The following is a 13,674-nucleotide window of genomic DNA, read 5'->3' on the forward strand; positions in this document are numbered from 1 at the left end:
TTATGGCGTTGATAGCTGATATGATTGGTAATACACCAATGGTGGAACTGCAAAAGCTGAATACAAATCCCGGTGTAAAAATATTTGTAAAGCTGGAAGGAAATAATCCCGGGGGCAGTGTAAAAGACCGCCCGGCTTTTAATATGATAAAAGCTGCGATCGAACGCGGGGACATCAACAGCAATACCAGCCTGGTGGAAGCTACAAGCGGTAATACAGGCATTGCTATTGCACTGGCCGCAAGCCTTTTTAATATAAAAGCAGAGCTGGTAATGCCTGCTTCGTCTACCCGTGAGCGTGTGTTAACGATGGAAGCATTTGGTGCTAAGGTTACTTTGCTGGAAAGTATTGAAGCATGCCGCGATTATGCAGAAGCAAAGGCTGCCAAAGGAGAAGCTTTTTTACTGAACCAGTTCTCAAACCCGGATAATTACCTGGCTCATTATAAAACTACAGGGCCTGAAATCTGGAAAGATACCGAAGGGAAGATTACACATTTTGTGAGCTCGATGGGCACAACGGGCACTATTATGGGATGCTCCCGTTTTCTGAAAGAAAAAAATCCACAGGTGCAGATAGTAGGTTGTCAGCCTACAGAGGAATCCTCCATACCCGGTATAAGAAGATGGCCGAAAGAATATGTTCCTAAAATATTTGAGCCCGAAAGAGTAGACAGGGTAATTGATGTTTCGCAGGCTGATGCAGTTACTTATACCCGCAGGTTAGCGAAGGAAGAAGGTGTATTTGCCGGAATGAGCAGTGGTGGCGCTGCATATGCTGCATTAAAATTGAGTGAAGAAATTAAATCGGGTATAATTGTATTTATTGCCTGCGACAGGGGCGACAGATATCTGAGCAGTGATTTGTTTGGGTAAGGTCCTCACTCTCTTTCTCTCTTCTTACAATGGAGAGGAACGGTGCTATAGAATAACTCCAAACTATATTAACTACCACATCAGCTACAAAGCAAAACCATGCAAAGCGTTTAAATATTCGTCACGCTTTTAGATTTTCAACCTTCCCTCACGAAATTGGTCAACCTGATTTGAATTTAAGCACCCCTCGCTCCCGAAACTTCGGGATGTAGAGGGGCTGGGAGTGAAGGGCATTTTCAAATTTTCAAATTGCTCCATTTTCAAATTCATTACATTTGCCTCCCCGAACTGATAACCTGAATTTAATTTTTGAATAATGGGAAGAATTTTTGAAGTACGTAAGTCAACCATGTTTGCCCGCTGGGACAGAATGGCAAAACAATTTACACGTATTGGTAAAGAAATCGCTATTGCTGTAAAGGCCGGTGGTCCCGACCCGAATACTAATCCTGCATTGCGCCGCTGTTTTCAAAACGCTAAAAGCGTGAACATGCCCAAAGACAGGGTAGAAGCTGCTATTAAAAGAGCGCAGGGCAAGGAAATGGAAAGCTATGATGAGATTTTATATGAAGGATATGCTCCGCATGGCGTGGCTGTGCTTGTAGAAACAGCAACGGATAATCATGTTAGAACAGTGGCAAATGTAAAAAGCCATTTTAATAAAGGCGGTGGCGCATTGGGCAATAGCGGAAGCGTTGCTTTTCAGTTTAAAAAAATGGGGGTATTTAAGTTAAAGCCAGAAGGTTTAAATGCAGAAGATCTTGAGCTGGAATTGATTGATTATGGACTTGAAGAATTAGGAGAAGGCACAGGTGAAAATGGCGAAGAAGTATTGGTGGTTCGTTGCGGCTTCACTGACTTTGGGAATATGCAAAAAGCACTTGAAGAAAAAAATATTACTCCTATAAGCTCGGAACTGGAATGGATACCGACAACTACCGTTCAGTTGCAGGAAGAACAGGCACAGGATGTGCTTAAACTTATTGACAAACTGGAGCAGGATGAAGATGTACAGAAAGTTTTCCATAACTTACAGTAATATAACAAGCACAACCTGATGGTATCTTACGAACAGATTTTTGAGAATAACAGGCAATGGGTGGCATCAAAAGTTTCAACGGATGCCAATTTCCTGGAAAAGTTATCACAGGATCAAACGCCTGATTACTTATATATAGGTTGTAGTGATAGCCGCGTTCCTGCTAATGAAATTATGGGGCTTGAACCGGGTGAAGTGTTTGTGCATCGTAATGTAGCCAACCTGGTGTGCTCAATTGATTTGAATGTAATGGCTGTTATTAATTATGCTGTAAGATATTTAAAAGTTAAGCACATCGTGGTTTGCGGCCATTATAATTGCGGAGGGGTAAAGGCAGCAATGCAACCTAAAGATTTAGGCATACTTAATCCCTGGCTCAGAAATATCCGTGATGTATACCGGCTGCATAAAGACGAACTGAATGCTATTAAAGACGAACATGAACGTTATAACCGGCTGGTAGAACTTAATGTTCAGGAACAATGCATCAATGTAATTAAACTTGCCAGTGTGCAGCAGGAATATGCCGGGCATGGTTATCCAAAAGTATATGGGTGGGTTTTTGATTTAAAAACCGGCTTGCTGAAAGATTTGAAACTTGATTTTGAAAAGATCCTCCACGATATACAGGAGATATACAATCTTACTGATACAAAATGGGAGTTAAAATAAAGTTATAACTACGCTGAGGTTTCTTATTTCCGGTGCTATATTTTTATTTTTCACTACCGGTCGTGTGTGCCTTCATCTGCCGGAAAAGTAAAATGCCAAAGTTAAATGCTCCCTTAAAGCGTATAGCAGTATATAATATGCTATATTGGGTGGCTTTTATTAAATATTAACTGCATAAACAAAGGTAAACTACATGAAAAAAAGCTTTACCCTTCTTTTCTCTATTTTTTCATTTATAATTTATGCGCAAAATCCTGCTACATTGAACAGCGCAGATATACTGCTGCGGTTAAAAAAGCTAAAAGTAACAGGTAATGTGTTGTATATAGCGGCCCATCCTGATGATGAGAATACAAGATTACTGGCTTATCTCGCAAATGAAAAATTATACCGTACCGGTTATCTTAGCTTAACAAGAGGGGATGGAGGGCAAAACCTGATAGGAGATGAGCAGGGCATTGAGCTTGGATTGATCCGCACACAGGAATTATTGGCAGCAAGAAGAATGGATGGTGCGGAGCAGTTTTTCAGCAGGGCTTATGATTTTGGTTTTTCTAAACATACAGAAGAAGCACTGGAAAAATGGAATAAGCAACTTATTTTAAGTGATGTGGTGTGGGTAATAAGAAACTTTCAACCGGATGTCATCATCACACGTTTTCCGCCTGATAGTCGTGCAGGGCATGGGCATCATTCCGCATCTGCGGTTTTAGCGCAGGAGGCTTTTACAGCAGCAGCCGACCCGGCTAAATTTCCTGAGCAATTAAAAGATGGTGTTACAGCCTGGAAAACCAAACGCATATTCTGGAATACTTTCAATTTTGGAGGACAAAATACGCAAAGCGAAAACCAGCTTAAAATAAATGTAGGCGGCTTCAATACGCTGCTTGGCAAGAGTTATGGGGAAATAGCCGCTGAAAGCCGGAGTCAGCATAAAAGCCAGGGCTTTGGTGTGCCTGCGCAAAGAGGTGAAGCCTGGGAATATTTTTCATTTACTGCCGGCGATACGGCAACAGCAAACCTGATGGATAATGTTGTTACAACATGGGCAAAAAATGGGAAGATAACATCCGCGGTTTATATAAAAGCGTCTGGTTTGCTGGATAGCCTGATCAGCAACTTTTCATATGAACATCCTGAAAAGGCTGTGCATGGTTTGGTGCAGCTATACCAGTTGATTATGGGAAGTGGAGAAGAAATATTATCTCCTTTACAAAAAAGAAAAAAACTACAGGAAATAGCAGCATTAATAGAAGCTTGCGCCGGCCTTTATTTTGAAGCGGTTACCAATACGCCATATGCTGTTGCAGGCGATTCACTTCGCATAACCTTAAACGTTATTAACAGGAGTAATATAAAAATTTCGGGAAATTCCATTCGGCCGTTTAATTATAACCTGCCTGGTCCCTTGCCCGAAAACCAATTGATCAGCTATACCAAAAATATTTTCGTGCCGGTAAATGCTGATTATTCGCAACCCTACTGGCTTGAAAAGGGATTAAATGATGCGCATTTTGTAGTAGATGATCAGAAGCTTATAGGAAGACCTGAAAATGAACCGGCTTACAGTATTGCTTTATCTGTAGAAATTGACAACCAGTTTTTTGTTTTTTCAAAACCGGTACAATATAAATACACAGATCCTGTTAATGGCGAGATATACCAGCCTGTTTATGTTGTTCCCGCCTTATCATTAATGGAAGCGCCCCGGTTTGTTTTTACGAAACTTAATAGTAATCCTGTTTCTCCCATAAGGCTGAGTGTAACATCATTTACTAATATACAAAAAGCGGACGCCAGGTATTATCAATATGAATATAGCGGGGAGAAGAGAGTGCAGCACCAGGTATACATGGATTCATCATTGTCTATTCAAAAAAACAATACCAATAATTATACACTTAATACGGCAGATATACTAAAGAAAACAAAAGAGAGAGAACTGCTTTTTTATACTGACCTGAAAGCGCCATATAAATATCCTTATCAGAGCTATACATTAAGAAAGATTGAGTACCCGCATATACCTTCAATTACTTACTTCTATCTTAATAGGGTGAAAGTAATTGATGAAGAAATAATAACTGCCGGGAAAAAAATAGGGTACATTACCGGCGCCGGTGATAAAATTCCGGAAGCATTACAGGATATGGGATACGAGGTAAGTTTTTTAGGTGAGAAAGAAATAGTAACGGCAGACCTGAAACAGTATGATGCTATCATTGCAGGCGTAAGAGCCTATAATGTGCATGACTGGCTTAACAATGTTTATGATAAGCTGATGAAATATGTAGAAGATGGCGGAAACCTGGTTGTACAATATAATACCAGTAATTATATTGGACCGGTTAAAGCTCAGATGGGCCCATATCCTTTTGCAATATCACGTGGAAGGGTAACCGATGAAAAAGCCACTGTACATTTTATTGATCCCGGTAATACATTGCTCAATTGGCCAAACAAAATAACACAGAAAGATTTTGCCGGATGGATACAGGAAAGAGGGATTTATTTTGCAGATGATCTTTCCAAAGAATACAAGACCATTTTCAGCATGAAAGATCCAGGCGAAGAAGAACAGGCAGGAAGCCTTATTGCCACTGATTATGGCAAGGGCCGGTTTATATATACCGGATTGGTTTTTTTCAGGCAATTACCCTCAGGGGTTGGTGGTGCATACAGACTTTTTGCAAACATTATAGCAAACCCAAATCTTAAGAACGCAAATGGCACAGCAAAAAAAAGATGATATAAATAAAAGCTCAGGCGTGGGGATTATAATAGGCGTAGCCCTTGGGGTATTGGTAACCCTGGTGTTTAAAAAAATTGGTATAGGTATTTTAATGGGAATAATAGTTGCGTTTTTACTGCGCAAATCATTTAAATAAAACTAACGATATGCAGCCAGATGAGCGTCCTCCTTTTTTTAAAAACTGGAGTAGTTGGTATGCCGCTGTTATAATAGCACTTGTATTGCAGATCATTTTCTTCATCTACTTTACTAAATATTTCGCATGAGCTATTTCGACTGGACGGTACTGATCATAACCCTTGCCGGAATTATTTTTTACGGATTATATAAAAGCCGTACAACAAAAAACCTTGATGGCTATTTCCTGAGCAACCGGGAAATGCCCTGGTATATTGTTTTGTTTAGTATAATGGGAACACAGGCAAGCGCTATAACTTTTCTTTCAGCACCGGGCCAGGCATATACTGATGGAATGCGCTTTGTGCAATATTACTTTGGTTTGCCCCTGGCGATGATCGTGCTTTGCATAACTTTTGTTCCCATTTTTCACAAAACCCGTTTATATACCGCTTATGAATTTCTTGAAAAGCGGTTTGATGTAAAAACAAGAACGCTCACCTCTTTTCTATTTTTGCTTCAACGTGGTTTATCAACAGGTATAAGTATATACGCTCCGTCAATTATTTTATCTTCCCTGCTTGGCTGGAATATTTACTGGACGAATATTTTTATGGGCGGCTTATTGATTATTTATACCGCAATGGGCGGCGCCAGGTCAGTTGCATATACACAACAGTTACAGATCATCATCATATTCATAAGCCTTTTTATTGCCGGTTATCTTGTAGTAAAATATATGCCTGAGGGTATAAGCTTTCTGGACGCATTAAAAGTTAGCGGCGCAGAAGGAAGAACAAATGTTATTACAACCGGTTTTGAAAAGGGCAACGGATTTGACTGGCGCGACAGGTACAATTTACTAAGCGGTATTATTGGTGGCTTTTTTCTCGCATTATCTTATTTTGGAACAGATCAAAGCCAGGTAGGAAGATATCTAACCGCTAAATCAATAAAAGAAAGCAGGCTTGGCTTACTGATGAATGGTTTGGTAAAAGTGCCGATGCAGTTTTTTATATTGTTATTGGGCGTTTTAATTTTTGCTTTTTACCAGTTCAACAATGCTCCGTTATTTTTTAATGAAGCACAGGTATCTAAAATAGATAAAACAATATATAAAGACAGTTTACAGCAGATACGACAGCAATATGATTTACTTGAAGCGAAAAAAACACAGCTTGCCCGTACAATGGTTGCAGAAAACGCGGACGATTCCGGAATAAAAGCAGAGTTGATGATGGTGAACAGGCAAAGAGATAGTTTACGCAAAGCCGTAACAACTATTATCAGTAAGCCCGAAGTAGGCGGCGACTCTAATGATACCAACTATATCTTCCTTAGGTTTGTTTTAGACTATTTACCCAAAGGGTTAATAGGATTATTGATCGCGGTAATATTTATTTCTTCATGGGGAAGTATTGCGGCCGCGCTGAATTCTTTGTCATCAAGCACTATAGTTGACATTCATAAAAAATTCATCAATAAAGATATGGATGAAGCAAAAGACTATAGTGTGTCGAGGAAATATACCATAGCGTGGGGCATATTCTGTATAATAGTGGCGCAGTTTGCTTATAATATTGGTAACAGCCTGATTGAAGCGGTTAATATTTTAGGTTCGCTTTTTTATGGTGTTATACTTGGTGTGTTTCTCGTGGCTTTTTATGGAAAGAAAATAAAAAGTAATGCTGTTTTCTGGGGTGCTATTGCCGGCGAAATATTGGTTGTAACATTATTTATCTTAAATGAAAATAAGGTAATTGATCTGGGTTTTTTGTGGCTGAACGCAATAGGCGCATTAGCGGTAGTATTTTTTGGATGGATACTTCAGGTTAGTTTTTTTTCAAAAGATAATTCGCGTTTTAGTATATAATACCACATATTTTTTTGGTCGAAAAATAACCTTCACTGGCCGATTACATGTTTCTTATGTCAGTTTCATGAGTAATTTCACTTACGGTTTAAGAAATGGAATTCACTAAAATCTGTAATCATGAAAATGTATCTATTATTAAGAAACAATGTTGAGTCGGGACCCTACTCTGTTGATTGCTTAAAGCAAATGCGCCTTGAAAAATTTGATTTGATCTGGATAAAAGACGAAAGCATTACCTGGAAGTATCCATCAGAATTACAGGAGTTAAGGCAATATGCTCCCAAAGCTGAGCTTACATATGCATCACTTGTGAACAATGCTAAGGAGAAACAAATCAGGTATTTCAGGGAGTATAATATTAACCTGGATTATAAAAAGATGAATATATCATATATCAACGAGCCTGATGCTTTCACTTCAGATATTCCTGAAGGTTACGAGTACCTTGTAGCCGCTGATAATGCAAACAGGTATGGAGGCAGCATGAGTGTGTCGGCAGGCTCAGATTTTAACACACCAAAAGAGGCCGGTAATGCGCCAGAGATTATAAATTATAATCTTATAGGGGAAAAGCAAAAGTTGGATACTGCTGAGATAATTGCTGATCATCAACAGTTTACAACCGTGATAAGTGTCAAAATCAAAAAGAAGGACCAGTCTTCGGGCTCAGGCTTTACAATCCGCAAATAAATCATACTGCGGATATTGCTGATTTATGGTTTTTATTCATTGCCTGTTGATCAGTTTAAATTATAAAATATACTAAAAACTGAGCTGATATTATTAAATGCTCAATTTTATGTAATAACTTAGAGAACAGTTTATCGAAAATCATGGTAAACTGTTCTTTTTTTTGAAATACTCTGATAACTTTGTGCAACCCGCACACAACTTCTACTTGACCCGTAAATCCTTTCCTACGAATGTCTGTAATCCGGATTAATGCTTTGGATCATCCATTTCCTCTGAAATATGCCCATTAAGCTTTAGATCATAAACTACAACATTCATGAAAGCGTATTTGTTATTGCGGAACAACAAGCAAACAGGTCCCTATTCCCTTGAGGAATTGCAGCAAATGGGGCTGAAACCATTTGATCTTGTATGGATAGAAAGAAAAAGCAGCGCCTGGAGGTATCCTGCTGAAATTAAAGAGCTTGTTGCTTACACTTCTTCTGCGGAAAATTTTAATGATGCTATAATAGATAACCCTGCACAGAAAGTGGTTAATATTTCAAGTGCGCCTGCACTTGCGAAAACAGGGTCAGATAATGTTTATGATTATGATTCACTGGAAATTTCAGAGAAATATATACGGCATGTTGTAGCATTGAAGCCTTCAATTGATAATACGCGGATACGCACCATCAAATCAAATACCTCCAAAAATATTGTTCATGTGCAGGTAAGGGATGCTGCAAACGAAGAACCTGTTGCTACAAGCACTGCAGGGGATTTGCAGAATGTTGCTCCTGCAATCAATAAGAGTTATATTGTTTTGCCTGAGCACAGGAGCACACAGGATGAAGGAAACATGGGTTATTCTTCTGAAAACGGGGCAATCCATATATTGAAAGGTCAGCATATTACGGATAATAAGCTTGAATGGGCGGTATTGATAATAGGAGCTGTTTCCCTGCTCGCAATAGTGTATCTATTAGTTACCTCCCCCTACTGATAATAAGCACTCTTTTTTAGGAACGAACGGTTAAATTATTATGCATTTCATTGAGTATACTTTCTATCTTTGAAAGAACACTCAATGTTTTTTTATGTATTATCTTAAACATATCAGCGGTTGCATCATATTACTTGCATTTTTTTCTGTTAATATTTCTGCTCAGAAAAAAGCAGTTAAGCTATTTAACGGATACAACTTTGATGGATGGGAGGGTGATACTGCAAAAACCTGGCGTATACAGGAGGGCAGCATTGTGGGAGGATATTTTGACAAGGTTGTTCCTGAAAATGATTTTTTAGTTACCACGAAAAAGTTCTCCAATTTTAATTTAAAGCTGAAATTTAAACTGATTGGCAAAGAGGGGTTTGTTAATACCGGCGTACAGTTTCATAGTATAAGGTTAACCAATCCTCCTAACGAAATGAAAGGTTACCAGGCTGATTTAGGCGATGGCTACTGGGGAAGCTTATACGATGAATCAAGAAGGAACAAAACACTAACGCCTATGGATACCGTGCTTTTAAAAAGGATTTTAAAGCGCAACGACTGGAATGATTACGAGGTACGATCAGATAATGGCCATATTACTATTTTCCTGAACGGCCATAAAACAGCTGATTATACAGAACCAGATAAAACCATACCTCAGTCGGGTTTGATAGGTTTGCAGATTCACGGAGGAGGAAAAGTTGAGGTTTATTACAGGGATATTTTTATTGAGGAGTTATAATCCTCAAAAGTTTTATTCGGGCATTGTTGTTAAAATGGTTCTCCATGTGTTTGCCTGATAAGCTTTTCCACCATATTAGGAAATGGGTTCAGCGCATTAATGAATGAATTGGTTATCCATCTCTTTCCAAACATACCCTGGATTAAACGCCCTGTTGTAAGCCGGGTTTTGAAATGTTCATTCCATTTATCCTGGTAAGCTTTTTCCATTTCATTCCTGCTTATTTTTCCCTGTAAAAAAGGATGTATTTGTTCAAAAGCTATTTTGCTCCCATGCATAGCCATGCTCATGCCGTTGCCGCAAAGCGGGGCAATCATACCGGCTGCATCGCCGATCATGAGCATATGATGTTCAAGCTGTGTTTTTTTATCAAAACTGATCTGCGCTATGGTTTCAGGTAAATTGTATAAAAATTCTGCTTCTGAAAATATTTTATTAAGATGTGGATTTTTACGAAGTATCTTTTCTTCCAGTTCCGGTATTGAATTATTACAGCGTTTCAGATTTTTAGCAGTTGTGAGATAGCAAAGGCAGTATTTATCATCTTCTATTTTAGAAATGCCGCAGTAACCGTCATCGAAATTATGCAGTGCTATGCGGTTTGAAGGAAAGTTTGTTTTAATGTGATATTTAACGCCTATATAGTTATTGAGTTTATTCGGCTTTTTCTGTACAAAGCCTCTTTTCATTTTTATATCAAGATTGCTTCGCTTGCCAAAGGTTCCGCAAACCTGTTTTGCCTTGTACATTTCATTGTCATACTGCACATGAAAACTGGAGTTATTGAACCAGATATTATCAATTTTTGTTTCTTCTATTATTTCCGTACCGATGCTTCTGCTCAGGTTTGCAAGATATGCATCAAGCTTATAGCGACTGATACCAAAGCCTCCGAGTGGCAACCTGTGTTCAATGGTTCTGCCGGAAGGTGAAGAAACAGTAAGCTGCATAATATGAGGCAGATCCCAATCACTTAAAGGCACGCCCAGTTCTTCCAGAAAGTTCCAGCACTCAAAACTGATGTATTCACCACATACTTTATGAAATGGATATTTGTTTTTTTCAAACACAATTACTTTATGACCCTGCCTGGAAAGCTGGATGGACAGGCATAGCCCGGCTAACCCACCACCAACTATGGCGACATCATATGTCTGTTGTGTTGTCATTTTACTGTTATGAGCCACCTGAAAGCCCATTTCCATTCAATTGAGTAATGTTGTATACCCGATTGTTGCATAATGCGCACCCAATCTTTTTTAGTAAACCCTCTGGCAACGGACAAAGGGGCGTCGTGCTTTACAAGATAACTCTTTGAAAATAATTTTGTTAAACCTTTTATGGAAAAAAAAGCTAAAAAATGACGGTGAAGATCATTGATAAAAAAACCTTTTGCGCTGTTATTGTGCATCCAGCGCATCATCAATATAAGCTCCGCATCAGTAAAATGATGACAAAACAGGGAAGAGAAAATAATGTCTGGTTTAATGCTGCCGAGATCGGCTGTTTCATAACTGCTGTGTATCCATTGGTATGCGGGACCGTTTATTTTTTCTTTTGCAAAATCAATGCATTCTTTCTTTTTGTCGATACCGGTTAAAGTTAGCGTATATCCTTTTTTCTTCGCCCATCTATCCAGGGCAATAAGATTATCTCCACCACCGCAACCAATCTCACAGACATTATATATTTTATTTTTGCTTTCCTCTGAGCAAAGTATTTTTTGTAAGCCTGCTATTGTAATACTATGTCCGCCTAGCCAGGTATTGATGAAGTTCAGTTCCTGCATATTCTGCTTGATATCCTCAAACGGAATATCGTCATTATCCAGCAATTCTTTTTGGTATGAGCGATAGGGGAAGAACATGGAATTAATACAATAATATGGGATATTAATACTTAGCCAATCATTTTGCCAATAAATGTTTCCATCGTCAAACCCGGGCCAAATGCTGCGCCAAATATTCTTTTGTTTGTTTTGGAAAGATTGTTTTTCATCATTTCCTTTAATACAAATAGTATGGTTGGAGAAGACATGTTGCCGAAATTCTCCAGTACATTATAACTATCGCCTAAGCTGCTGTTATCAATCTGCAGGCTGTTGCTAACGGCTTCGAGTATGCGCTTTCCACCGGGATGGATGCACCAGCCGGCTATATCATTTTTATGCACAGCACAGCATTGAAGCGCTTTATGTACAAGCTGATCAAAATCTTCTTCAATTAGATCAGGAATATAGCCGCTTAACGTCATCTGGAAACCTGAAGACGAAAGTTCCCATGCCATATCTCTTTTACCGCGGGGAATAATCTCAGCATAAAAATTTTCAATTTCAAAGCCGGGTAGCGCATGGTCGTTATGTGTAACAAGCGCTGCGGCAGAGCCATCTGCAAATAACATGCTTGAAGTAATATTATCAACAGTCGCTTCTTTTTGAAAATGCAAAGTGCACAGCTCTGTGCAAACGATCAGCACTTTGGCGGCCGGGTCATTCTTACAAAAAGCATCCGCGATTTTTAATGCATGTATGGCGGCATAGCATCCCATAAAGTTTACAGATGTACGGAATGTGGTAGATGGCAAATCCAGTAAATCAACAATCTGCAGATCAAGCCCCGGTGCACTCATGCCCGTGCAGCTTACGGTTATCAGATGTGTAACCTGATCAGCAGGTATTTTGCCTGCTATACAATTCCGTATTGCATCAACAGAAAGCGGCGCGGCATGCCTGTTATACAAAGCCATGCGTTGTTCCAGGGAAGGGAATGGTTCCAGGTTCTCACTCTGAGGATAAAATTTCCAGTCTACCACAGGCTTGCTGTAATCTGCTATTACCGAATATCTTTTTTGTATACCGCTTTGATGATACAGGAATTTCATTTTTCGCTGATCTGCTGCATTATTCGCGTATACACGTTGCATAAACTGCAAAATATCTTCCTGCTGATGTTTGTAAGCGGGCACTGCAGTGCCTATATGAATGATTTTACTCAAAGTAATGGTTTAAAAAAATGATGATGAAAGCTATATTGGTACATATAGATGCGATGATATTCATGCGCATGGTATTTTTATAGTTAGCATTTGAATTATTGTGCCAAACTTTTATCGCCCATATAAAAAAATAAATTATTACCGGCGACATACAGATGCTGAAAATATAGAAAGCAGTGGTTTGTAAGCTATAAAAGAAATAAAAGGACAATAGTAAAAACGCCGATGTGTATACAATGCCACAATACAAAAAAGTACCTTTGTAACCGAGTGCATAGCTGAGGGTTTTTACGTTGTCTTTAATATCTGCCTCATGCTGGTAAATTTGTGTTAACGGATAAAATCCTCCGATCAGGAGGCTGGCTACGATCATTGGGGTAACGGGAGCGGATAAGGTTTTGCCAGCACTGCAGCCGTGGTATACCAGCCAAAACGTTACTGCGCCCTGAAATATAATAACAGTCAGGTATGCTGTAAAGGGATATTTTTTTAGCCGTATACCCCGGTAGCTATATGCTTTTGATGCCAGTATATAAGCAGTTATTCCTATGCCAAAATATATACTGATAAAAAAAGAAGTGATAATGGCTACACTGTCGAGCAATATAGTTGTGTGGAATAATTGCCTGGTGGGTTTCAGCGGCTTTTCAATGCCACCAATGCTTCCGGTATCCCTGTCCATATAACTATTGTATCCGTTGCTTGCAGGGTAAACCAGTATATGCAGGATGATAAATATAGCGATGGTATGCATCACATTTATTTCAACCAGTTGGCTCAGGGCAAACCAGTATACAGGCATAAGAAACAGGGAGAAGTGAAATCTCAGCAACTGTATGGTTGAAAGCTGAATAAATGTATTTGATGTAGCAGGCATATATGGATATAATAAGATAGACGGCTGAAAAATCAGGTATTGTAAGGTAAGATTTTAGGTG

13 protein-coding genes are annotated in these 13,674 nt (G+C 39.0%); 9 read left to right on the forward strand and 4 right to left on the reverse strand.

The genetic code is table 11. The features are described from left to right. Nucleotides 1–2 precede the first annotated feature (2 nt). The 9 genes from cysM to DC498_RS06695 all read left to right on the forward strand — a co-directional run bounded on the left by cysM (nt 3) and on the right by DC498_RS06695 (nt 9,742). Nucleotides 3–875: a cysteine synthase CysM gene (gene cysM, locus DC498_RS06660; protein ID WP_116873367.1), complete on the forward strand. Its 873-nt coding sequence runs from the start codon at nt 3–5 to the stop codon at nt 873–875. 316 nt (nt 876–1,191) lie between these two features. Beyond that, nucleotides 1,192–1,914 carry a YebC/PmpR family DNA-binding transcriptional regulator gene (locus DC498_RS06665; RefSeq protein WP_116873368.1) on the forward strand — a complete coding sequence of 241 codons (723 nt, stop codon included), beginning with the start codon at nt 1,192–1,194 and terminating at the stop codon, nt 1,912–1,914. Nucleotides 1,915–1,932: 18 nt separating this feature from the next. Further along, entirely contained in the window at nt 1,933–2,586 is a 654-nt protein-coding gene (locus DC498_RS06670; RefSeq protein ID WP_240627900.1) for a carbonic anhydrase, read from the forward strand. 193 nt (nt 2,587–2,779) lie between these two features. Next, nucleotides 2,780–5,335: a PIG-L family deacetylase gene (locus DC498_RS06675; RefSeq protein WP_116873370.1), complete on the forward strand. Its 2,556-nt coding sequence runs from the start codon at nt 2,780–2,782 to the stop codon at nt 5,333–5,335. Then, nucleotides 5,313–5,474, forward strand: coding sequence for a hypothetical protein (locus DC498_RS26110; RefSeq protein ID WP_165813775.1), 162 nt, complete (start codon nt 5,313–5,315; stop codon nt 5,472–5,474). The genes DC498_RS06675 and DC498_RS26110 overlap by 23 nt, the downstream gene beginning before the upstream one ends. A gap of 126 nt (nt 5,475–5,600) precedes the next feature. Continuing rightward, nucleotides 5,601–7,328, forward strand: coding sequence for a sodium:solute symporter (locus tag DC498_RS06680; RefSeq protein WP_116873371.1), 1,728 nt, complete (start codon nt 5,601–5,603; stop codon nt 7,326–7,328). A gap of 120 nt (nt 7,329–7,448) precedes the next feature. Then, nucleotides 7,449–8,021, forward strand: a complete 573-nt coding sequence (locus DC498_RS06685) for a hypothetical protein (RefSeq protein WP_133176778.1) — start codon at nt 7,449–7,451, stop codon at nt 8,019–8,021. 319 nt (nt 8,022–8,340) lie between these two features. Then, entirely contained in the window at nt 8,341–9,009 is a 669-nt protein-coding gene (locus DC498_RS06690; protein WP_116873373.1) for a GYF domain-containing protein, read from the forward strand. Between the two features lie 94 nt (nt 9,010–9,103). Next, nucleotides 9,104–9,742, forward strand: coding sequence for a 3-keto-disaccharide hydrolase (locus tag DC498_RS06695; protein ID WP_116873374.1), 639 nt, complete (start codon nt 9,104–9,106; stop codon nt 9,740–9,742). A gap of 29 nt (nt 9,743–9,771) precedes the next feature. Here the strand turns inward: DC498_RS06695 and DC498_RS06700 are convergent, their stop codons facing one another. Genes DC498_RS06700 through DC498_RS06715 form a run of 4 tightly spaced genes read right to left on the reverse strand, consistent with a single transcriptional unit; the run spans nt 9,772 to nt 13,613 of the window. Beyond that, the gene (locus DC498_RS06700; RefSeq protein WP_116873375.1) at nt 9,772–10,911 is read right to left on the reverse strand and encodes an NAD(P)/FAD-dependent oxidoreductase; all 1,140 of its coding nucleotides are present in this window, start codon (nt 10,909–10,911) and stop codon (nt 9,772–9,774) included. Continuing rightward, nucleotides 10,908–11,609, reverse strand: a complete 702-nt coding sequence (locus DC498_RS06705; RefSeq protein ID WP_116873376.1) for a methyltransferase domain-containing protein — start codon at nt 11,607–11,609, stop codon at nt 10,908–10,910. The genes DC498_RS06700 and DC498_RS06705 overlap by 4 nt, the downstream gene beginning before the upstream one ends. 32 nt (nt 11,610–11,641) lie before the next feature. Continuing rightward, nucleotides 11,642–12,736 carry a type III polyketide synthase gene (locus DC498_RS06710; RefSeq protein WP_116873377.1) on the reverse strand — a complete coding sequence of 365 codons (1,095 nt, stop codon included), beginning with the start codon at nt 12,734–12,736 and terminating at the stop codon, nt 11,642–11,644. Beyond that, on the reverse strand, nt 12,729–13,613 hold the full coding sequence (locus tag DC498_RS06715; protein WP_240627901.1) for a UbiA family prenyltransferase: 885 nt from the start codon (nt 13,611–13,613) through the stop codon (nt 12,729–12,731). The genes DC498_RS06710 and DC498_RS06715 overlap by 8 nt, the downstream gene beginning before the upstream one ends. Nucleotides 13,614–13,674: the final 61 nt, after the last annotated feature.

The sequence above is a fragment of the Terrimonas sp. genome (assembly GCF_003075435.1).
In the GTDB taxonomy this organism is placed as follows: domain Bacteria; phylum Bacteroidota; class Bacteroidia; order Chitinophagales; family Chitinophagaceae; genus Agriterribacter.

What these genes read in the sequence shown, in the direction of transcription:
- DC498_RS06700 (WP_116873375.1), bottom strand. Translation starts at nt 10,911, where the DNA reads ATGACAACACAACAGACATATGATGTCGCCATAGTTGGTGGTGGGTTA.
- DC498_RS06705 (WP_116873376.1), bottom strand. Translation starts at nt 11,609, where the DNA reads ATGTTCTTCCCCTATCGCTCATACCAAAAAGAATTGCTGGATAATGAC.
- DC498_RS06695 (WP_116873374.1), top strand. Translation starts at nt 9,104, where the DNA reads ATGTATTATCTTAAACATATCAGCGGTTGCATCATATTACTTGCATTT.
- DC498_RS06680 (WP_116873371.1), top strand. Translation starts at nt 5,601, where the DNA reads ATGAGCTATTTCGACTGGACGGTACTGATCATAACCCTTGCCGGAATT.
- DC498_RS06665 (WP_116873368.1), top strand. Translation starts at nt 1,192, where the DNA reads ATGGGAAGAATTTTTGAAGTACGTAAGTCAACCATGTTTGCCCGCTGG.
- DC498_RS06715 (WP_240627901.1), bottom strand. Translation starts at nt 13,613, where the DNA reads ATGCCTGCTACATCAAATACATTTATTCAGCTTTCAACCATACAGTTG.
- DC498_RS06670 (WP_240627900.1), top strand. Translation starts at nt 1,933, where the DNA reads ATGGTATCTTACGAACAGATTTTTGAGAATAACAGGCAATGGGTGGCA.
- DC498_RS06675 (WP_116873370.1), top strand. Translation starts at nt 2,780, where the DNA reads ATGAAAAAAAGCTTTACCCTTCTTTTCTCTATTTTTTCATTTATAATT.
- DC498_RS26110 (WP_165813775.1), top strand. Translation starts at nt 5,313, where the DNA reads ATGGCACAGCAAAAAAAAGATGATATAAATAAAAGCTCAGGCGTGGGG.
- DC498_RS06690 (WP_116873373.1), top strand. Translation starts at nt 8,341, where the DNA reads ATGAAAGCGTATTTGTTATTGCGGAACAACAAGCAAACAGGTCCCTAT.
- cysM (WP_116873367.1), top strand. Translation starts at nt 3, where the DNA reads ATGGCGTTGATAGCTGATATGATTGGTAATACACCAATGGTGGAACTG.
- DC498_RS06685 (WP_133176778.1), top strand. Translation starts at nt 7,449, where the DNA reads ATGAAAATGTATCTATTATTAAGAAACAATGTTGAGTCGGGACCCTAC.